This is a genomic window from Collimonas sp. OK242, assembly GCF_900107095.1.
Classification (GTDB): Bacteria; Pseudomonadota; Gammaproteobacteria; order Burkholderiales; family Burkholderiaceae_D; genus Collimonas.
Genome location: NZ_FNOR01000004.1, coordinates 222,350 through 242,947, shown reverse-complemented (window position 1 = coordinate 242,947; position 20,598 = coordinate 222,350). Strand labels below are relative to the sequence as shown.

Genomic DNA, 20,598 nt, shown 5'->3' with positions numbered 1-20,598 from the left:
ACCAGAATCTGCGTTCTTCTCACTTCCTATTTCCGAAAGAGTTTGTCATGACTCCTTTTTTAGCTGAATTCGTGGGCACCGCCCTGATTGTCTTGCTTGGCAACGGCGTGGTTGCCAACGTTCTCTTGAGTAAAACTCACGGCAACGGTAGCGGCCTGATTGTGATCACCGTCGGTTGGGCGATGGCGGTGTTTGTCGGGGTTTTCGTCGCTGCCTCATCCAGTGGCGCGCATCTTAACCCGGCGGTAACGCTGGCGCTGGCGGTGGCCGGCAAGTTTGCCTGGGCCAGCGTACCGGGCTACATCCTGTCGCAGATGTTGGGCGGGATGATGGGGGCTTTCCTGGTGTGGCTGGTGTATCGCAACCACTTTGCAGCGACCTCGGACGGTAATCTCAAGCTGGCGGCGTTTTGCACAGCCCCCGCGATCCGCAATACCTTCGGCAATGTGGTTTCCGAAGTGGTGGGTACTTTCGTGCTGGTCTATTGCGTATTGAATATCGCTTCGCCGAAGATGGGACTGGGCGCACTGGATGCCTTGCCGGTCGCCTTGCTGGTGATGAGTATCGGCGTCTCTTTAGGAGGCACCACCGGCTATGCGATCAATCCGGCCCGCGACCTGGGGCCACGCTTGATGCACGCACTGCTGCCGATCCCGGGCAAACGCGATAGCGACTGGGGTTATGCATTGGTACCGGTGGTAGGTTCGATAACCGGCGGCGTGCTGGCAGCGCTGGTGTATGGCCTGCAAATGGCGCACTGACGAGGTCTTCGATGCCGCCTGCAGGCGGCATCGATATGTTGCATCCGGATCCCGGTTGGCTGGAAGGCCAGGGCCCGATCCGGAAGGTTTCTGCCTTATGTTCCTGCTTTACTTCGCCAGCAATTTCTCGATATCCGCAACCAGGCCTTCCGGCTTGGTCTGAGGTGCAAAGCGGTCGACCACAGCGCCGTCCTTATTCACCAGGAATTTGGTGAAATTCCATTTGATGCCTTCGCTGCCAAGCAAGCCTGGCGCTGCGTTTTTCAGGTATTGGTAAAGCGGCGCTGCGTGATCGCCGTTGACGTCGATCTTTTCGAACAAAGGAAACGTGACGCCATAGTTTTTCTCGCAGAAAGCGCCGATTTCCTCAGCGCTTCCCGGTTCCTGGGCGCCGAACTGATTGCACGGAAAGCCCAGCACTTCGAAACCCTGGTCATGGTACTTCTGGTAAATCTCTTCCAGCCCCTTGTACTGCGGTGTGAAACCGCAATTGCTGGCAGTATTGACGATCAGCAACACCTTGCCGCGGAAGGCTGCCAGCGAGCTGGGGGCACCGTTCAGTTGATTGACGGTGAAATCATAAATGCTGGTGTCGGTGGTAGTCATACAATCCCCAGATGTTCAGTGCCGGCAGCCAGGTCGCGGTCTTTTGAATTCTTGCTGCGCAGCTTGATGGAAAGTCGCAAATCGTTGATCGAATCGGCGTTACGCAAAGCGTCTTCGTAACTGATTTTATCCTCTTCATACAAATCGAACAGCGCCTGGTCGAAAGTCTGCATGCCGAGCTCGCGCGACTTCTTCATGATTTCCTTGATTTCATGGACATCGCCCTTGAAAATCAGGTCGGAAATGAGCGGTGAATTCAGCAGGATTTCCACCGCCACGCAGCGTCCCTTGACGGTTTTCAGCGGAACCAGCCGTTGCGAGATAATGCCCTTCAGATTCAGCGACAGATCCATCAGCAACTGCGGCCGGCGTTCTTCCGGGAAGAAGTTGATGATGCGGTCCAGCGCCTGGTTGGCGCTGTTGGCATGCAAGGTAGCCAGGCACAGGTGGCCGGTCTCGGCAAAGGCGATGGCGTAATCCATGGTTTCACGATCGCGGATTTCGCCGATCAGGATCACGTCGGGGGCCTGGCGCAGAGTGTTTTTCAAGGCCACGCCCCAGTTGTCGGTATCGACTCCGACTTCACGCTGGGTGACGATGCAATTCTTGTGCGGGTGGATGTATTCGACCGGATCTTCGATGGTGATGATATGGCCGTAGCTGTTTTCATTGCGATAGCCGACCATCGCCGCCAGCGTGGTCGATTTGCCGGAGCCGGTAGCGCCAACCATGATCACCAGGCCGCGTTTGGTCATGACGACATCTTTTAACGTAGGCGGCAAGCCAAGGTCTTCGAATTTCGGGATATCGGTGGTGATGGTGCGCAATACCATGCCGACCCGGCCTTGCTGGATAAAGGCCGAAGCGCGGAAGCGCCCCAGTCCGGCCGGACTGATGGCGAAATTGCATTCCTTGGTTTCTTCGAAATCGGCCGCCTGCTTGTCGCTCATGATGGCGCGCGCGAGTTCCAAAGTATGGACGGATGTCAGCGCCTGGTTCGACACCGGCGTGATTTTGCCGTCGATCTTGAACGCTGGCGGGAAGTCTGCGGTAATGAACAGATCGGAGCCACGCTTGCTGACCATCAGGCGCAGCAAGTCGTGCATGAATTTGGTCGCTTGATCTCTTTCCATGATTCTTATCCTAATGTATTTGCAGATTAAGCTTAGCCTGGGAAATTATCCGGTGTCTTCGCCGCGGCACGTGCGCTAGCCAGCGAGATCACATTGCGCTTGACCAGTTCGGTCAGGTTGCTGTCGAGGGTTTGCATGCCCATGTTACTGCCGGTCTGGATCGCCGAATACATCTGCGCAATCTTGCTTTCGCGGATCAGGTTGCGGATCGCCGGCGTGCCCAGCATGATTTCATGGGCGGCTACGCGGCCGGAGCCGTCCTTGGTTTTCAGCAGGCTTTGCGAGATCACCGCTTGCAGCGATTCCGACAACATGGCGCGCACCATTTCCTTTTCCTCGCCCGGGAACACGTCAACGATACGGTCGATGGTTTTGGCGGCGGAAGAGGTGTGCAGCGTGCCGAATACCAGATGGCCGGTTTCGGCCGCTGTCAGCGCCAGCCGGATGGTTTCCAGGTCGCGTAATTCGCCGACCAGGATGACGTCCGGATCTTCCCGCAATGCCGAGCGCAGGGCATTACTGAACGAATGGGTGTGCGGTCCGACTTCGCGCTGGTTGATCAGGCATTTGTTCGATTGATGGACGAATTCGATCGGGTCTTCAATGGTCAGGATATGGGCGTATTCATTTTCGTTGACGTGATTGACCATGGCTGCCAGCGTGGTCGATTTGCCGGAACCGGTCGGGCCGGTGACCAGCACCAGGCCGCGCGGTTTCAGCGCCAACTCGGCAAAGATGCGCGGCGCGTTAAGCTGTTCCAGTGTCAGGACTGTCGACGGAATGGTCCGCAACACGGCGGCCGCGCCGCGATCCTGGTTGAAGGCATTCACGCGGAACCGCGCCAGGCCGGGGATTTCAAACGAAAAATCGCATTCCAGGTGTTCTTCGTAGGCCTTGCGCTGACCATCATTCATGATGTCATAGATCATTGAATGCACATCTTTGTGTTCCAATGGCGGCAGGTTGATACGACGCACATCGCCATGAACCCGGATCATCGGCGGCAAGCCTGCGGATAGATGCAAATCGGATGCCTTATTCTTCACCGAAAAAGCCAGAAGTTCGGAAATGTCCATTTATAATCCCTGTGCTGTAATTTGTTTGTTGAAAGGCATTTTTGCCCAAGTACCGCCCTGTTGCGCTAGTTCCTTGCGGCAATTTTCAAAGTCTCCGATTATGTCCTTAATGTCCCACAAGTTGCAAGCCGTCCATAGCAGTATTCAGGCTGCGGCTGCTGCGGTGTCGCGCCGGCCTGACAGTGTCGCGTTGCTGGCGGTGTCCAAAACCTTCGGCGCCGAGATGGTGCTGGAAGCGATTGCCGCCGGCCAGCGCGCATTCGGTGAAAACTACCTGCAGGAGGCGCTGGCGAAAATGGCGGCGGTCGACCAGGCGCTCAAGTCCGGACCGGATGCACGAAAGGATGTCTTGCTGGAATGGCATTTTATCGGGCCGATTCAAAGCAACAAGACGCGCGCCATCGCCGAGCATTTCGACTGGGTGCATACGGTCGACCGTGAAAAAATCGCCCAGCGCCTGTCGCAGCAGCGGCCGCCGCAGCTGGCGCCGCTGAATATCTGCCTGCAGGTGAATATCAGCGGCGAGGCCAGCAAGAGCGGCATGGCGCCGTCGGAAGTGCTGGATGTGGCGCGCGCCGTCGTAGGATTGCCCGGGCTGAGCTTGCGCGGCCTGATGGCGATACCGGAGCCGACCGACGATCAACAGAAGCAACATGCGGCATTTCGCCAGACCAGGGAATTGCTGACGCAGCTGCAACAGGAATTAGCGGCGCCGCAACTGGATACCCTGTCGATGGGAATGTCGGCAGACATGGCGGCGGCGATTGAAGAAGGCGCTACTATCGTGCGCGTGGGCAGTGCAATTTTTGGGCAACGGGAAAGAAATCATGAACAGTAAACTAAAAATCAGTTTCATCGGCGGCGGCAATATGGCGGCGGCCTTGATCGGCGGCCTGGCCGGCAAGGTCACCGAGGGCGCCAACCTCCATGTGATCGACCTGAACCCGGAAGCCTTGCAGAATCTGGCGCAACGGTTTGGCGTCAGCACGGCAAGCGAAATCGATGCGGCGGTAAGCGCCAGCGAAGTGATCGTGCTGGCCGTCAAGCCTCAGCAAATGAAGGACGTGGTGGCCAAATTGCGGCCGCACGTCACAACGCAGCTGGTGTTGTCGATTGCAGCCGGGATTCGCGCCGTCGATCTGGCGCGCTGGCTGGGCGGCCACGATGCGATCGTACGCTGCATGCCGAATACGCCGGCGCTGATCGGCCAGGGAATTACCGGTATGGTCGCCACCGCCGGCGTATCGGAAGACCAACGCGAAACCGCCGATCTTATCTTGCGCGCGGTGGGCGGCACGGTGTGGCTGGACGACGAAGCGAAGATTGATGCGGTAACGGCGGTATCCGGCAGCGGCCCGGCGTATGTATTTTATTTTATCGAAGCGATGCAGCAGGCGGCGCAGGAACTGGGCTTGACTGCGCAACAGGGCATAGAACTGGCCAAGGCCACCTTCGTCGGCGCAGCGCAACTTGCGGCGCAGTCGTCGGAGCCGGTTTCTTTATTGCGCGAGCGCGTCACCTCCAAAGGAGGCACCACTTATGCGGCGTTGACCAGCATGGAGGCGGCTGATGTGAAGGGGGCGATCATCACGGCTATCAAGTCAGCGGCAACGCGCGGACAGGAATTGGGCGACGAGTTCGGGCGCGACTAATTGCAGGGTGGGCAAAAAAACAGCGGCAATCGCATCGCGACTGCCGCTGTTTTTTTTCGCCTACAAGCCGCATTCCGGCTTTCGTCAGACTTTCAGATTTTATTTGCCGCGGCCAATCACCAGGCCCGCCAGCAAACCGATGGCGGCTGCCACGCCGACGGCTTTCCATGGATTGTCGCCGACATATTCATCGGTAACATGCGCTGCATGTTTGGTGTGTGCAACCGCTTTTTTGGTGGCTTTCGGCAGCTCTGTTTTAGCAGTTTCCAGCGCCGCTTGCAGTTTTTCTCGCGCCGAGTTGTATTTTTTCTCAGCATGATCATGGGCGTCGTCGAGCAGGGTTTCTGCTTCCTTGATCACTGATTTGAGTTCGCCTGCCAGATTGTCGCGCATCTCTTTTACGTTGTCGGTAGTAGTAGCCATGTTTACCTCTTCAATGTGGATTGCGGGGAAAATGTTGCTTAATATACCATGGGAAATCGCCTTGTTTTTGTTACCGTAGCGCATAGTCCAGTGCGATTCCGCCGAATACCGCCGCCCCTAGCCAGTTATTGTGGCGAAAAGCGGCAAAGCAGCCAGCGCGCTCGCGCGTGCGGATCAAACGGTAGTGATAAACGGCGCAAGCGGCCGCCAGCAGCATGCCGGCGCTAAACCAGCCGCGTAAGCCGAATTGCCAGCCTACAGCAAATATTAATCCCAAACTGAGCGCATAACAAAGCATGATCGCCAGTACATCGTAGCGGCCGAAGGTGATCGCCGAAGTCCGGATGCCGATCTTGAGGTCGTCGTCACGGTCGACCATGGCGTATTCGGTGTCGTAAGCGACGGCCCAGAATACGTTGGCCAGCAATAGCAGCCAGGCGGCGGCCGGCACCGTTCCTTGTATCGCGGCGAAACCCATCGGTATGCCGAAACCGAAGGCTATGCCGAGATAAGCCTGCGGAATTGCGAAGAAACGCTTGAAGTAGGGGTAGCTGCCGGCCACGATCACCGCGATCACCGACAGCTCCTTGGTCAGTGTGTTCAGCGGCAGTATCAATAGCAGGGACAGCAGCGTCAGCACCAGCGCAACCATCACCGCTTCCCAGGCGGCGATTTTGCCGCTGGTTAGCGGACGGTCGGCGGTACGCTTGACGTGTCTGTCAAAATCCCTGTCGGCGAAATCGTTGATGGCGCAACCGGCGGAACGCATCAACGCCGTGCCAACGCAGAAAATCGCGACCAGGGTCCAGGCCGGTTTGCCGCCGGCAGCCAGCCACAAGGCGGCCAGAGTCGGCCAAAGCAGCAGCAGGATGCCGATCGGTTTGTTCGCGCGGATCAGCAGAAAATAGAGTTTGAGACGATTCATTGCAGTGTGTGCGATTAGCATTGCCGCCAGGCGGCGGGTAAAGACGTAAGTCCGGGGAGAAACGGTCGTATTGAAGAATGCCTCGGGCGGAAACCTTGTTCCGCCCGAGGCGTCAGGTGCTTATCTAGCCCTCGACAGCAAGCGCGTCACGCAGCAAGGTCACGCCTTTCAGGCCGCAATCCAGCACTGCCTTTTGCACCGCTTCGATGGCGGCATGGCGGGTGAAGCTTTTACGCCAGACAATCACCACCCGGCGCGACGGCCCCGGCGCGGTAAATGGTACGTAACGCAGCATGCCGTCCTTGGCGCCGATATCGGGTACCGAAGCCTGCGGCAGCACCGTAATGCCGATACCGGAAGCCACCATATGACGGATGGTTTCCAGCGACGAACCTTCGAAGGTGCGGGCGATGCCATCGCCAGCAGTCGAAAAACGCGACATTTCAGGACATACTTCCAGCACCTGGTCACGGAAACAATGGCCGTTGCCGAGCAACAGCATGGTTTCCGATTTGAGATCCTGGGCGCTGATGCTGGCGCGCTCGGCCCAGGCATGATGCTTGGGCAGCGCTACCACGAACGGTTCGTCGTACAGCGGTTGCACCATCAGGCCATGCTCGGGGAACGGCAGGGCGATGATGGCCGCATCCAGTTCGCCTTGCCGCAGCAGTTCCAGCAGGCGCACGGTGAAATTTTCCTGCAATACCAGCGGCATCTGCGGCACTTGCTCGATCATGGTCTTCACCAGCGGCGGCAGCAGGTAGGGGCCGACGGTATAGATGATGCCCAGCCGCAGAGGGCCGGCCAGGGGATCCTTGTTCTGGTTGGCGATTTCGCGGATGGTGGCGGTTTGCTCCAGCACCCGTTCGGCCTGAGCCACAATCTGCGAACCCAGCGGGGTCACCGAAATTTCCGTGCCGCCTCTTTCGAAAATCACAACGCCTAGCTCATCTTCCAGTTTCTTGATCGCTACTGAGAGAGTGGGTTGCGCTACGAAACACGCTTCTGCAGCATGGCCAAAATGCTTGACGCGGGCTACCGCGACGATATATTTGAGTTCGGTCAGTGTCATGTTGTTATCTTCGCATATTTTTTCGCAGGGTGGGCAGCTCCGCCCACGCGTGAATCCCGATTCCCCTACAGCGCCGATTCCGGCAAAACGTGGGCAAAACAGCTTACCCCCTTACCGTGCTCCTTAAACTTTCAAAAAATCTTCCCGCCCGCCCAGCCAGCGCGCCAGATGAGCGCTGACGGTGGCCTGGTTGGCCGCTGTCGGATCTTGCAGCAGCGTCTGCGCCAGATCGCGGGCGCGATCAACCAGCCACTGGTCGGTGCTCAGGTCGGCGAAGCGCAACATGGCCTGGCCGGACTGGCGCGCTCCCAGGAACTCGCCGGGCCCGCGGATTTCCAGGTCGCGCCGGGCAATTTCAAAGCCATCCGTGGTTTCGCGCATGGTCATCAGGCGCTGCTTGGCGATATAGCCGAGCGGGCTTTGGTATAACAGCAAGCATACGCTGGCTGCAGAACCGCGTCCAACTCGCCCGCGCAGCTGATGCAGCTGCGATAGTCCGAAGCGTTCAGCATGCTCGATCACCATCAGCGAAGCGTTGGGAACGTCGACCCCGACTTCAATCACGGTGGTGGCCACCAGCACATGGCAGGCGCCGGCGCTGAAGGCATCCATCACTTCCTGCTTCTCGGCCTGCTTGAGGCGGCCGTGGACCAGGCCGACCCGCAAGTCGGGCAAGGCCTCCACCAGCATCGCATAGGTTTCGGTCGCGGTTTGCAGTTGCAAGGCTTCCGATTCTTCGATCAGCGGACAGACCCAGTAAGCCTGGCGGCCGTCCTGCACTGCCGCATGCACCCGTTCGATCACTTCGTCGCGCCGTATCTGGTCGACTGCGCGGGTGACGATCGGAGTACGGCCGGGCGGCAGTTCGTCGATCACCGAGATTTCCAGGTCGGCGTAATAAGTCATCGCCAGGGTCCGTGGGATGGGCGTGGCGCTCATCATCAATTGATGCGGCACGACGGCAGCCGCGCTTGTTTCAGCGGCCTCATTGCCGCCATTCTCGGAAGTGGTTTTATTGCGCAGCGCCAGCCGCTGGCCAACGCCAAAGCGATGCTGTTCGTCGACGATCACCAGGCCTAGCCGGGCGAATTGCACGCTGTCCTGTATCAAGGCATGGGTGCCGATCACCAGCTGTGCCGCGCCCGATTCGATCATGGCCAGGGAGGCCAGCTTTTCTTTCTTTTTCAGGCTGCCGGTGAGCCACGCCACGCGCACGCCAAGCGGCTCCATCCAGGCCGCAATCTTGCGGAAATGCTGGTCCGCCAGGATTTCCGTGGGCGCCATCAGCACCGCTTGATAACCGCTGTCGATGGCTTGCGCAGCGGCCAGGGCGGCAACCACGGTTTTACCGCTGCCGACGTCGCCTTGCAGCAGGCGCTGCATGGGAAATGAGGCGCGCAGGTCGACGCTGATTTCGGCCACTACCCGTTGTTGCGCCTTAGTCAGGCTGAACGGCAGCTTGCCTAGAAACGCGGCAGACAATGGCCCGATCACCGGCAGCGCGCGGGCATTCTTGGCGCGGCGTGCGACCTGGGCCCGCTTCAATGACAGTTGCTGGGCCAGCAATTCGTCGAATTTCATGCGCACCCAGGCCGGATGGGAGCGATCTTCCAGCGCATGCTCGTCGACTTCCGGCGGCGGGTTGTGCAACAGGCGCACCGCCGTTTCGAAAGGCATCAATTGCTGCGCTGCCAGTTGCGCCGGCGACAAGGTGTCGCGCCATTCGATGTGTTGCATGGCGTCGGCGATGGCTTTGCGCAGAAAAACCTGCGACAAACCTTCACCGGCAGGGTAGACCGGGGTCAGGACGTCCGGCAGCGGAGCGCCTTCCAGCACCACCTTATAATTGGGATGGACCACCTCGGCGCCGAAAAAGCCGTGACGGATTTCGCCGCGTGCGCGGACCCGGGTGCCGGCCGCCAGCTGCTTGGTCTGGCTGCCGTAGAAGTTCAGGAAACGCATCACCAGCTGGCCGCTGTCGTCGGCGATGGTGACTATCAGTTGCCGTCGCGGCCGGTATTGGATATCGCAGGCGGTGACGACGCCTTCAACTTGCGCTACGCTAGTACCCATCATGCCGGCTTGCCGGATGGCGACCACCTCGGTTTCATCTTCATAGCGCAATGGCAGATGCAAAACCAGGTCCATGTCCGAGCGCAGCCCCAGCTTTTCCAGCTTGCCGGCACGGGTATTGGCAACCGGTGCGGAAGGGGCAGGTGTGGCAGGTTTTCGCTTCGGAGCGGGCATATCAGACTGTGAATGGGTGGCAGAGGGCTACAGGGCGTAAAATAGCGGGTTTGCTTATCAAAACAAAAGGCAGCAACTCAGGCATCAAGCCGTTGTATCTCCACTTTGTGTCCGCTTCGTGCCGATTTCAGCGTTTGCCATTGTAAAGCCAATAGCCGTATTGGCAACCAGATAGCCCCGACTGTTATTTCATTATTTATTCGAGCATGCATTCTCTTTCCGATTACGATTTCGACCTGCCGCCAGAACTGATCGCGCAAACGCCGCTAGCCGAGCGCAGCGCCTCGCGCCTGCTGCATATAGACGGCGAACAACTTATTGACCGTCAGTTTGCCGACATCGTCGAACTATTGAATTGCGGCGACCTGCTGGTGTTTAACGACACCCGGGTGCTCAAGGCGCGCTTCTTCGGCGTCAAGGAAACCGGCGGCAAGGTCGAAGTACTGGTCGAGCGCGTAGTCGATAATCGTACCGTGCATGCCCAGGTGCGCGCTTCGAAATCGCCGCCGGCCGGCACCAGGATCTGCCTGGCCGAGGCGTTTGAGGTGGTCGTCGGCGAGCGCGTCGGCGAGTTTTATACATTGGTGTTCCCGGCCGATGTGTTCGAACTGATCGACGCCCATGGTCGTCTACCTTTGCCGCCATATATCGAGCACGATGCCGACGCCTTCGACGAAACCCGTTATCAAACCGTCTATGCCAAACATGCCGGTGCGGTAGCGGCGCCCACTGCCGGCCTGCATTTCGACCAGGCTTTGCTGGAACGCTTGCAGCACAAGGGCATCGGGTTTGCCTATGTCACGCTGCATGTCGGCGCCGGCACTTTCCAGCCGGTGCGCAGCGAGAATCTGGCAGAACACAAGATGCATAGCGAGTGGTATACGATCACCGCAGCCACGGTTGACGCCGTGCGTGCGACCAAGGGCGCCGGCGGCAAAGTGGTCGCGGTAGGCACCACCAGCTTGCGCGCGCTGGAATCGGCCTCGCAATCCGGCGCTTTGCAGGCCGGCAGCGCGGATACCGCCTTGTTCATCACGCCTGGCTATACCTTTAAGACGGTTGATCGTCTGATCACCAATTTCCATTTACCGAAATCGACCTTGCTGATGCTGGTATCCGCCTTTGCCGGTTACGACTGCATCCGCTCTGCCTACGCCCATGCCATCGCGCAGCGCTATCGCTTCTTCAGTTATGGCGATGCGATGTTGCTTACTAATAACGTTTGATATTGATTACCGAAGATTGCCACCTCTACCCATGCTTGAATTCACGCTGCTAAAAACCGAAGGAAAGGCCCGTCGCGGCCGTCTCAAACTCAACCACGGCGTTGTCGAAACGCCGATTTTCATGCCGGTCGGCACCTATGGCTCGGTGAAGGCGATGTCGCCGCTGGAACTGGTCGAGATCGAGGCCCAGATCATTCTCGGCAATACCTTCCATCTATGGCTGCGGCCTGGCATGGACGTCATCGGGAAATTCGGCGGCTTGCATAAGTTCATGGGCTGGGACCAGCCGATCCTGACCGATTCCGGCGGTTTCCAGGTGTTTTCGCTGGGCGCCATGCGCAAGATTACCGAAGAAGGCGTCAAGTTCTCCTCGCCGATCAATGGCGACAAACTTTTCCTCTCGCCTGAAGTATCAATGCAGATCCAGAAGGCCTTGAATTCCGATATCGTGATGCAGTTCGACGAGTGCACGCCGTACGAAATCGACGGCCGGCCGGCCACCAGCGACGAGGCGGCGCAATCGATGCGGATGTCGCTGCGCTGGGCCAAGCGCTCCAAGAACGAGTTCGACCAGCTGGAAAATCCGAATGCGCTGTTTGGCATCGTCCAGGGCGGCATGTACGAGCATTTGCGCGATGAGTCGCTGGCGGGTTTGCAGGATGTCGGCTTTAACGGCATCGCCATCGGCGGCCTGTCGGTGGGCGAGCCGAAAGAAGAAATGATGCGCGTGCTGGCGCACATCGGGCCGCAACTGCCGGCGGATAAGCCGCACTATCTGATGGGCGTCGGCACGCCGGAAGATCTGGTGGCCGGGGTCGAGAACGGCGTTGACATGTTCGACTGCGTGATGCCTACCCGCAACGCCCGCAACGGCTGGCTGTTCACCCGCTTCGGCGATCTGAAGATCAAGAATGCCCGCTACAAGGAAGATGAAAAGCCGCTGGACGAGACCTGCGGCTGCTACGCCTGCCGCAATTTCTCGCGCGCTTACTTGCATCATTTGCATCGCACCGGCGAAATACTTGGCGCGCGCTTGAATACGATCCACAATCTTCATTATTACCTGGATCTGATGAAAAATATCAGGAATGCCCTGGATGTCGGCCAATTCAGCGTGTTTGTGAAGCAATTTCATGTGGAGCGGGCGCGCGGCGTATAAGGTGGTCGGTGCGGGCTGCCAGTAAGTTGCTGGTAAAACATCTTGAAAATATGTATTTTTGCAACTGTTTTTAGGTAAAACGGTCTATGACAGTTGGTTGCGGCTGCCGAGGTACGTATCCCGCGGCAGGCTGAACTGATTTTCCCGGCAATAAATGGCAAGGGGCGGCACACAGGCGGTTGTATGCCGCTACCCAATGCTAGAATGCTGGGCTATTTTCAAACTACTACTTGGAGCAACTCGTGTTCATTATTTCCAATGCATATGCGCAAGCTGCGCCAGCGGCTAACACCGCTACCGGTCTATTCGGACTGAATCCCAATAGTCTGGGCACCGTTATTCCGTTTGTCTTAATGTTCGCGGTCCTGTACTTCTTGATGATTCGCCCACAAATGAAGCGTCAGAAAGAGCAAAAGGCCATGATGGAAGCACTCGGCAAGGGCGATGAAGTCGTCACCGCCGGTGGCATACTGGGCAAGATCACTAAAGTTACCGACAGCTACATCACCCTGGAAATCGCCAGCGGTACTGAAGTTGTGGTGCAAAAGGGTTCGGTCACCACCTTGCTGCCAAAGGGCACAATCAAGACGGCGCTGTAAATTTGCCCTGCTTGATGGAATGAGAGCATCCGGATCGGGTGCTCTCGGTACTTGTCATGTACAGAAAAGAGCCCCGCAGCGGAAACCGCCCAGGGCATCGGCAGCCTCACACACAAGCAAGAGACTCATCTGATCTTGAGACTCGCACTGAACGCTGAATCACTATGAATCGCTATCCTCTCTGGAAATATATTCTGATCGTCTTCGCGCTGCTGTTCGGCGTGCTGTACACCATGCCGAATCTCTTTGGCGAATCGCCTGCGGTACAGGTGAGCAGCGGCAAATCGACCTTGAAGATCGACAGCTCGCTGGCTGACCGGGTTTCGCAAGTGCTGCAGCAAGGCAATTTGCTGTCCGACAGCGTCACTTTTGAGAACGCCGGCGCCCAAGGCACGGTGCGCGCCCGTTTCCACGATACCGATACCCAGTTCAAGGCCAAGGCTTTGCTGGAACAAAACCTGAATACCGACCCCACCGATCCGGTCTACGTGGTCGCCTTCAACCTGGTGCCGAATACGCCGCACTGGCTGCAAGCCATCCACGCGTTCCCGATGTATCTGGGCCTCGATTTGCGCGGCGGCGTGCACTTCCTGATGCAGGTCGATACCAAGGCGGTCATCAACAAGCGCTTGCAAGGTTTGCAAGCCAGCGCCCGCAGCGAATTGCGCGACAAGGATATCCGCTACAGCGGCATCAACCGCAATGGCGATGCGATCGAAATCAGCTTCCGCGACCAGGATACGCTGGAAAAGGCGCGCAACATACTGGCGCCGCAACTGTCTGAAATGCTGATCCAGGTGGCGCCGGCGGTTGCCGGTTCCGACCCGATGCTGACGGCGTCGCTGAAGCCTGAAGCGCTCAAGCAGATCGTCGATAACGGCGTCACGCAAAACATCACGACCTTGTCGAAACGGGTCAATGAACTGGGCGTCAGCGAGCCGATCATCCAGCGCCAGGGTGCTGACCGCATCGTGGTGCAAATGCCCGGCGTGCAAGACGTCTCGCGCGCCAAGGACATCATCGGCCGCACAGCCACGCTGGAAGTGCGCATGGTGGACGAGTCGGTCACCCGCGGCACGGAAGCCACCGCTGCCGTACCTTTCGGTTCCGAGCTGTTCAAGGTCGGCAAGAATGCGCCGGTGGTGCTGTACAAGGATCCGGTGCTGACTGGCGACTATATCTCCAGCGCGGCAGTCAGCTTCGACCAGAACCAGCAACCGGCAGTCAGCATTGACCTCAACGGCGACGGCGGCCGCAAGATGCGCGACGCTACCCGCGGCAAGGTCGGCAAGGCGATGGCGATCGTGCTGTTTGAAAAAGGCAAGGGCGAAGTCCTGACGGTGGCGACGATTCAAAGCGAATTGGGTTCGCGCTTCCAGATCACCGGCATGGGTTCGCCGGAAGCGGCGGCCGACCTGGCGCTGCTGCTGCGCGCCGGCTCGCTGGCGGCGCCGATGACGATCATCGAAGAACGCACCATCGGCCCGCAACTGGGCGCCGAGAATATCAAGAAGGGTTTCGACTCGACCATGTACGGTTTCGCCGTCATCGCGGTGTTCATGATCATCTACTACATGTTGTTCGGCCTGTTCAGCGTACTGGCCCTGTCGGTCAACCTGTTGCTGCTGATCGCGGTGCTGTCGACTTTGCAGGCAACCCTGACCTTGCCGGGTATCGCCGCGATTGCGCTGACCCTCGGTATTGCGATCGACGCCAACGTGCTGGTGAACGAACGTATCCGCGAAGAACTGCGCAACGGCAATTCACCGCAGGCAGCGATTGCCATCGGTTTCGACCGCGCCTGGGCCACCATTCTCGACTCGAACGTGACGACATTGATTGCCGGCCTGGCATTGCTGATTTTCGGTTCGGGTGCGATTCGCGGTTTTGCAGTGGTGCATTGCCTCGGTATCCTGACTTCGATTTTCTCAGCGGTCTTCGTGTCGCGTGGTTTCGCCAATCTCTGGTACGGCCGCAAGAAGAAACTGACGAGCTTGTCGATAGGCCAGATCTGGAAGCCGAACGCTTGAGTTGCAACTAAGCTGCTGCAACCAAGCCGTAAGCCGATATTGAATAACGTTGTGGCCGCATTGGCATCCGGGGATGCGCGGCCACACAGGTAAGAACCAGTGGTGTGAACCAAAAGGAATGTGATGGAACTTTTCCGTATCAAAAAAGATATTCCGTTCATGCGCCATGCATTGATATTCAATGCGATCTCGGCGCTGACGTTTGTATTCGCCGTATTCTTCCTGTTCTCGAAAGGCCTGCATCTGTCGATCGAGTTTACCGGCGGTACGGTAATCGAAGTCGCCTATAGCAAGCCGGCCAATATCGAGGGCATACGCAAGACCGTTGAGGGCCTTGGTTACACCGATAACCAGGTCACCAATTTCGGCACTGCGCAAGACGTGATGATTCGCCTGCCGGCAAAAAAGGGTGAAAATTCCAATGCGCAGAGCGCGACCGTACTGAAAGCCTTGCAGCAGCAGGACGCCGATGTCCAGTTGAAACGCACAGAGTTTGTCGGGCCGCAGGTGGGTGACGAACTGGCGCATGACGGCTTGATGGCGCTGCTGTTTGTGGTGATCGGCATCATGATTTACCTGGCCATCCGCTTCGAATGGAAATATGCGGTGGCAGCGATTATCGCCAACTTGCATGACGTGGTGATCATTCTCGGCTTCTTCGCATTCTTCCAATGGGAATTCTCGCTGACGGTATTGGCGGCGATCCTGGCGGTATTGGGTTATTCGGTGAATGAATCGGTGGTGGTGTTCGACCGGGTGCGCGAAACTTTCCGCGATCGCCGCTTCGGCAAAATGGCGGTTGCGGATGTCATGAACCATGCGATCACCAGCACGATTTCCCGTACCATCATCACGCACGGCAGTACTGAAATCATGGTGTTGTCGATGTTCGTGTTCGGCGGCCCTGCATTGCATTACTTCGCGCTGGCGCTGACTATCGGTATTCTGTTCGGTATCTACTCTTCGGTGTTCGTGGCGGCGGCGGTGGCGATGTGGCTGGGCGTCAAACGTGAAGACATGATCAAGCCGATCAAGGAAAAAGACGAGACTGACGGCGCCGTGGTGTAAGGCGTTGCGGTTATAAAAAAACCAGCCTTCGGGCTGGTTTTTTTTGGTCTGACGGAATCAATGTCGGGCGCCGTGCTTTAGATTTTCTTCGCCAGCAATGCCGCATGTCCAATGTAGTTGGACGGCGTCATGGCCAGCAGATGGTCTTTGGCTTCCTGCGGAATTTCCAGCTTGAGGATGAACTCGCGCAGGGCTTCTTTGGAGATGCCTTTGCCGCGCGTCAGCTCCTTCAGCTGCTCGTACGGGTTCTCGATGCCGTAGCGGCGCATCACGGTTTGCACCGGCTCGGCCAGCACTTCCCAGGTTGCGTCCAGATCGTCCGCCAGGCGGCCCGGATTGACTTCCAGCTTGTTCAAGCCGCGCAGGCAGCTATCGTAAGCCAGTATCGCGTAACCGAGGCCGACGCCGATGTTGCGCAATACGGTGGAATCGGTCAGGTCGCGCTGCCAGCGCGACAGCGGCAGCTTTTCCGACATGTGCTTGAGCACGGCGTTGGCCATGCCCAGGTTGCCTTCGGAGTTCTCGAAATCGATAGGGTTGACCTTGTGCGGCATGGTCGACGAACCGATTTCGCCGGCCTTGGTGCGTTGCTTGAAAAAGCCGAGCGAAATGTAACCCCAGATATCGCGATTCAAATCGAGCAGAATGGTGTTGCTGCGGCTGATTGCATCGAACAGTTCAGCCATGTAGTCATGCGGCTCGATCTGGATCGTATAGGGATTGAACACCAGGCCCAGGCGCTGCTCGATCACGTTCTTCGAGAAATTTTCCCAATCGAAGTCGGGGTAGGCTGACAGGTGGGCATTGTAGTTGCCGACTGCGCCGTTCATCTTGCCCAGGATTTCCACGGCAGCGATGCGTTGCACCGCACGTTGCAGGCGCGCCACGACGTTGGCCATTTCCTTGCCGAGCGTAGTCGGGCTGGCCGGCTGGCCGTGGGTGCGCGACATCATCGGCAAATCAGCATTGGTGTGCGCCAGCTCAGTGAGTTTGGCGATCACTTGTTGCAAGGCTGGCAGCAGCACGGTATCGCGCGCCGCTTTCAGCATCATGCCGTGGGAAGTGTTGTTGATGTCTTCCGAGGTGCAGGCGAAGTGGATGAATTCAGATGCCGCGACCAGTTCCGGCACATCCTTGACTTGTTCCTTGAGCCAGTATTCGACCGCCTTGACGTCGTGGTTGGTGACGGCTTCGATGGCCTTGATGCGTTCGGCATCAGCTTCAGTGAAATCGCTTGCCAGTTTGTCGAGCAGTGCGTTGGCGCTGGCGGAGAACGGTTTGATCTCGGCAAAACCGGCACTCGACAGCGCTTGCAGCCAGGCGATTTCAACCTTGACCCGGTGGTGCATGAAACCGGCCTCAGACAGAATCGGGCGCAGCTTATCGGTTTTGGCGGCGTAGCGGCCATCCAGCGGGGACAGGGCGGAAAGCGTGGTAAGAGACATGATAGTGATGACTATAGAGGTGAATGAAGATAGGGCTGGCGCGCCAGTTGTTTCTGTTTTGCAACTGCACAGCGTCGCTGTAGGTGCGTAAGAAACCAAACTGAAATTTTAGCAACAACGTCTGGCGACAACGCAAGGCAAAAACAAGATAAACCGAATTTTACCATCGGCACCGTGGTAAATATGCCGCTTTGCACACAGGCGGGGTTGGTGAAGAACAAAGTGGCCGGGGGCGAATGCTATAATCAGCCAACATTTTTTACAATAAGTGACATATGAAGCTAATCGGTTCCCTGGGTAGTCCTTTTGTTCGCAAAGTTCGTGTTGTCATGGCGGAAAAGAAGCTTGATTACGCATTTGTGCTGGACGATGTCTGGGCTGCTGACACCAAGATCCAGGTTTCCAATCCGCTGGGCAAGGTACCTTGCCTGGTGATGGAAGACGGCGGCGCCATGTTCGATTCGCACGTGATCGTCGAATATCTTGATACCTTGACACCGGTTGGCAAATTAATCCCGATTAACAGCCGCGAGCGCTCCGAAGTGAAATGCTGGGAAGCGCTGGCCGATGGCGTGCTGGATGCGGGCGTGCTGATCCGCCTGGAAAACAAGCTGCGCCCTGAAGAACAGCGCAGCCAGGCCTGGATCGACCGCCAGCAACGCAAGATCGACGCCGGCCTGAAAGCGATGGCGGCAGGCTTGGCGGAAAAGCCATTCTGCTCCGGCACGCATTATTCGCTGGCCGATGTTGCGGTGGGTTGCGCGCTGGGCTGGCTCAGCTTCCGCTTCCCGGAAATTACCTGGCGCGAAGACTATCCGACTTTGGCCAAGCTGTTCGAGAAATTGTCTGAACGCCAGTCGTTCAAAGATACCGTTCCCCAGTAAGCCGCCATCCCAGCGGCCATTACTAATTCTGCTGATTGGCCGCCGGGTTAATTTTTTTCGGTGCGAAGAAAGTCGACGGCGACTGCCCGAAGGTTTTCCGGAACATGGCGGAAAAAGCCGATTGGCTGGCGTAGCCCAGTTCGGCCGCCACCCGCGACAGCGGCATGCCGCGCGCGATCATCGGCGCCGCATGCGCCAGCCTGATCTGCTGCCGCCATTGACCGAAAGTCATGCCCAGGTCGCGTTCGAACAGGCGCGCCAGGGTTCTCTCCGAGGCGCCAACCTGCTCTGACCAATCCGCCAGCGTCCTGCTTGAGTCGGGCGCTTCCAGCAGCGCCTGGCAGATCGCTTGCAGACGTTTTTCGGTCGGCAGCGCAATGCGTATGCCGGGCGTTCTTGCCTCGGCCAGTTCATCCAGTATCAATTGGCTCAGCAGCGACTCGCGCAGGCTGTCGTCGTCGGCTTGCGACAGCGCGACGATCAGTTCACGCAACAAGCTCGACACTTCCAGCACGATGCATTCCTGGCCGTGGAACGGCGCCGCATCGGGATGGACGTACAAGGCACGCAACTGCGATTTTTCGATGGTCGCCATTTCATGCTCCGCGTACGGCGGAATCCAGATGGCCCGCAGCGGCGGCACGATCCAGGTGCTGTTGCCCACGCTCACCCGTAATACGCCTTCCGGCGCATAGGTGACCTGGCCCCAGGGATGAGAGTGGGCGCTCAGCAATTCGGCGGCGGCAAGGTCGCGGGCGCGCAGGCGCACCGGGTGCTGAGCATCCGGCACGACATCCAGCAAGCCTATCCTGGTATGGGTAAGTATTTGTACGGGCATAGTGACGCGATGACAGAATGGCAGAAATACGACAAATTATGTCTTTCTATCTTAAAACAGTCTCGATTTTTTTGCTTACACTGATGTCTTGCAAATGAGGAAGAGTCATTGCAAGGCCTGACCAGGCTGTTTTTCATCTCATTTGCGCCCTATTCCAACTAGCCATCCTCCCTTACCATGCAAACCGCTGCCAAGCAGATTTCCCCCGCGCTGGGGTCGCACGACGCCGAAAAAACCGGTTTCCGCGTATTGGGCGCCATCAGTTTTGCCCATTTCCTGAATGACATGATCCAGTCGCTGATCTTGTCGATCTATCCGCTGCTGAAAGGGAATTTCAATCTCAGCTTTGCGCAGATCGGCCTGATTACCCTGACTTATCAAATTACCGCATCGATCTTGCAGCCGCTGGTGGGGCTGTACACCGATAAACATCCTAAGCCGTATTCGCTGGCATTGGGCATGGGCTTTACCTTGGTGGGTTTGCTGATCTTGTCGGTTGCGCCCAGCTACGGCATCTTGCTGTTTGCCGCGGCCCTGGTCGGCACCGGATCATCCATCTTCCATCCCGAGTCGTCGCGCGTGGCGCGCATGGCTTCCGGCGGCCGGCACGGTCTGGCGCAATCGATATTCCAGGTCGGCGGCAATGCCGGCAGTTCCATGGGGCCGTTGCTGGCGGCATGGATTGTGATCCCGCACGGACAGACCAGCATCGCCTGGTTTTCGGCGGCGGCGTTGCTGGCAATTGTGGTGCTGTGGCAGATCGGCAACTGGTACAAGCGCAAGCGCCTGGAGGCCAAAGGCAAGCCGGCCAAGGCAAAGCAGCATTATGTGGCGCTGCCGCCCAGGAAGGTCATGTTCTCGATAGCTATCTTGCTGATGCTGGTTTTCTCGAAATATTTTTACATGGCCAGCCTGAGCAGCTACTTCACGTTTTATCTGATCGATAAATTCCAGTTGTCGGTGCAGTCGGCACAGCTGCATTTGTTTGTATTCCTGTTCGCGGTGGCTGCCGGTACCGTGCTGGGTGGCCCGATCGGCGACAAGGTTGGCCGCAAGCTGGTGATATGGGTATCGATTCTGGGCGTTGCGCCGTTTACCCTCATGCTGCCGTATGCCAATCTGTTCTGGACCGGCGTGCTGACGGTGGTGATCGGCGTGATACTGGCTTCTGCATTCTCGGCAATTCTGGTATTCGCGCAAGAGCTGGTGCCTGGTAAAGTCGGCACCGTGTCAGGATTGTTTTTCGGTTTTGCTTTCGGGATGGGCGGTATCGGTGCTGCGGCCCTGGGTCAGCTGGCTGACATGACGAGCATCCGTTTTGTCTATCAGGTCTGCTCTTTCCTGCCCTTGATCGGCTTGCTGGCGGCGTTCCTGCCGAATCTTGAAGCGCATCGGCGAAAAGCCGCCGGCTGATTGAAAATTGCCGTAAAAAAAAGCGCGCTGTCATCAGCGCG

The 20,598-nt window shown here is 57.8% G+C and carries 19 protein-coding genes; 10 read left to right on the top strand and 9 right to left on the bottom strand.

The window, feature by feature from the left end; all coding sequences use genetic code 11:
• Positions 1 to 47 precede the first annotated feature (47 nt).
• On the top strand, positions 48 to 761 hold the full coding sequence (locus BLV81_RS05760; protein WP_092353318.1) for an MIP/aquaporin family protein: 714 nt from the start codon (positions 48 to 50) through the stop codon (positions 759 to 761).
• Between the two features lie 108 nt (positions 762 to 869).
• On the opposite strand, the gene BLV81_RS05755 is transcribed toward BLV81_RS05760, so the two are convergent.
• From BLV81_RS05755 to BLV81_RS05745, 3 genes are read right to left on the bottom strand one after another with little or no spacing between them, the layout of a single operon-like run.
• A complete protein-coding gene (locus tag BLV81_RS05755) occupies positions 870 to 1,367 on the bottom strand; it encodes a glutathione peroxidase (RefSeq protein ID WP_092353316.1) in 498 nt (165 codons plus the stop codon).
• Positions 1,364 to 2,500 (bottom strand): PilT/PilU family type 4a pilus ATPase, encoded by a 1,137-nt coding sequence (locus tag BLV81_RS05750; protein WP_092353314.1) that lies wholly within the window; start codon positions 2,498 to 2,500, stop codon positions 1,364 to 1,366. Before BLV81_RS05750 ends, BLV81_RS05755 begins: the two co-directional genes overlap by 4 nt.
• A gap of 32 nt (positions 2,501 to 2,532) precedes the next feature.
• The gene (locus BLV81_RS05745; RefSeq protein ID WP_092353312.1) at positions 2,533 to 3,576 is read right to left on the bottom strand and encodes a type IV pilus twitching motility protein PilT; all 1,044 of its coding nucleotides are present in this window, start codon (positions 3,574 to 3,576) and stop codon (positions 2,533 to 2,535) included.
• 100 nt (positions 3,577 to 3,676) lie between these two features.
• On the opposite strand from BLV81_RS05745, the gene BLV81_RS05740 reads away from it, so the two are divergent.
• Positions 3,677 to 4,414: a YggS family pyridoxal phosphate-dependent enzyme gene (locus BLV81_RS05740; RefSeq protein WP_092353310.1), complete on the top strand. Its 738-nt coding sequence runs from the start codon at positions 3,677 to 3,679 to the stop codon at positions 4,412 to 4,414.
• Positions 4,404 to 5,228: a pyrroline-5-carboxylate reductase gene (gene proC / locus BLV81_RS05735; protein WP_092353308.1), complete on the top strand. Its 825-nt coding sequence runs from the start codon at positions 4,404 to 4,406 to the stop codon at positions 5,226 to 5,228. The genes BLV81_RS05740 and proC overlap by 11 nt, the downstream gene beginning before the upstream one ends.
• 99 nt (positions 5,229 to 5,327) lie before the next feature.
• On the opposite strand, the gene BLV81_RS05730 is transcribed toward proC, so the two are convergent.
• From BLV81_RS05730 to recG, 4 genes are all read right to left on the bottom strand, one after another.
• On the bottom strand, positions 5,328 to 5,651 hold the full coding sequence (locus BLV81_RS05730; protein WP_176992758.1) for an ElaB/YgaM/YqjD family protein: 324 nt from the start codon (positions 5,649 to 5,651) through the stop codon (positions 5,328 to 5,330).
• A gap of 70 nt (positions 5,652 to 5,721) precedes the next feature.
• Positions 5,722 to 6,576: a 4-hydroxybenzoate octaprenyltransferase gene (gene ubiA / locus BLV81_RS05725; protein ID WP_092353305.1), complete on the bottom strand. Its 855-nt coding sequence runs from the start codon at positions 6,574 to 6,576 to the stop codon at positions 5,722 to 5,724.
• 124 nt (positions 6,577 to 6,700) lie between these two features.
• Positions 6,701 to 7,648: a LysR substrate-binding domain-containing protein gene (locus BLV81_RS05720; protein ID WP_092353303.1), complete on the bottom strand. Its 948-nt coding sequence runs from the start codon at positions 7,646 to 7,648 to the stop codon at positions 6,701 to 6,703.
• A gap of 123 nt (positions 7,649 to 7,771) precedes the next feature.
• The gene (recG, locus tag BLV81_RS05715; protein ID WP_092353301.1) at positions 7,772 to 9,895 is read right to left on the bottom strand and encodes an ATP-dependent DNA helicase RecG; all 2,124 of its coding nucleotides are present in this window, start codon (positions 9,893 to 9,895) and stop codon (positions 7,772 to 7,774) included.
• A gap of 206 nt (positions 9,896 to 10,101) precedes the next feature.
• On the opposite strand from recG, the gene queA reads away from it, so the two are divergent.
• The 5 genes from queA (at position 10,102) to secF (ending at position 15,977) form a co-directional block, all read left to right on the top strand.
• A complete protein-coding gene (gene queA / locus BLV81_RS05710; RefSeq protein WP_092353299.1) occupies positions 10,102 to 11,121 on the top strand; it encodes a tRNA preQ1(34) S-adenosylmethionine ribosyltransferase-isomerase QueA in 1,020 nt (339 codons plus the stop codon).
• Between the two features lie 31 nt (positions 11,122 to 11,152).
• Positions 11,153 to 12,280 (top strand): tRNA guanosine(34) transglycosylase Tgt, encoded by a 1,128-nt coding sequence (gene tgt / locus BLV81_RS05705; protein ID WP_092353297.1) that lies wholly within the window; start codon positions 11,153 to 11,155, stop codon positions 12,278 to 12,280.
• 242 nt (positions 12,281 to 12,522) lie between these two features.
• Positions 12,523 to 12,879: a preprotein translocase subunit YajC gene (gene yajC / locus BLV81_RS05700; protein ID WP_092353295.1), complete on the top strand. Its 357-nt coding sequence runs from the start codon at positions 12,523 to 12,525 to the stop codon at positions 12,877 to 12,879.
• Positions 12,880 to 13,043: 164 nt separating this feature from the next.
• The gene (gene secD / locus BLV81_RS05695; protein ID WP_092353293.1) at positions 13,044 to 14,909 is read left to right on the top strand and encodes a protein translocase subunit SecD; all 1,866 of its coding nucleotides are present in this window, start codon (positions 13,044 to 13,046) and stop codon (positions 14,907 to 14,909) included.
• A 123-nt stretch (positions 14,910 to 15,032) separates the two neighbouring features.
• A complete protein-coding gene (gene secF / locus BLV81_RS05690) occupies positions 15,033 to 15,977 on the top strand; it encodes a protein translocase subunit SecF (RefSeq protein WP_092353291.1) in 945 nt (314 codons plus the stop codon).
• Positions 15,978 to 16,054: 77 nt separating this feature from the next.
• On the opposite strand, the gene purB is transcribed toward secF, so the two are convergent.
• The gene (purB, locus tag BLV81_RS05685) at positions 16,055 to 17,422 is read right to left on the bottom strand and encodes an adenylosuccinate lyase (RefSeq protein ID WP_092353289.1); all 1,368 of its coding nucleotides are present in this window, start codon (positions 17,420 to 17,422) and stop codon (positions 16,055 to 16,057) included.
• Between the two features lie 275 nt (positions 17,423 to 17,697).
• Between purB and BLV81_RS05680 the strand changes: the two genes are divergently transcribed.
• Positions 17,698 to 18,306, top strand: a complete 609-nt coding sequence (locus BLV81_RS05680; protein WP_092353288.1) for a glutathione S-transferase C-terminal domain-containing protein — start codon at positions 17,698 to 17,700, stop codon at positions 18,304 to 18,306.
• A gap of 22 nt (positions 18,307 to 18,328) precedes the next feature.
• Here the strand turns inward: BLV81_RS05680 and BLV81_RS05675 are convergent, their stop codons facing one another.
• Positions 18,329 to 19,144, bottom strand: coding sequence for an AraC family transcriptional regulator (locus BLV81_RS05675; RefSeq protein WP_092353286.1), 816 nt, complete (start codon positions 19,142 to 19,144; stop codon positions 18,329 to 18,331).
• A gap of 177 nt (positions 19,145 to 19,321) precedes the next feature.
• On the opposite strand from BLV81_RS05675, the gene BLV81_RS05670 reads away from it, so the two are divergent.
• Complete coding sequence (locus BLV81_RS05670) at positions 19,322 to 20,557, top strand: MFS transporter (protein ID WP_092353284.1); 1,236 nt, start codon at positions 19,322 to 19,324, stop codon at positions 20,555 to 20,557.
• The last annotated feature ends 41 nt before the right edge of the window (positions 20,558 to 20,598 follow it).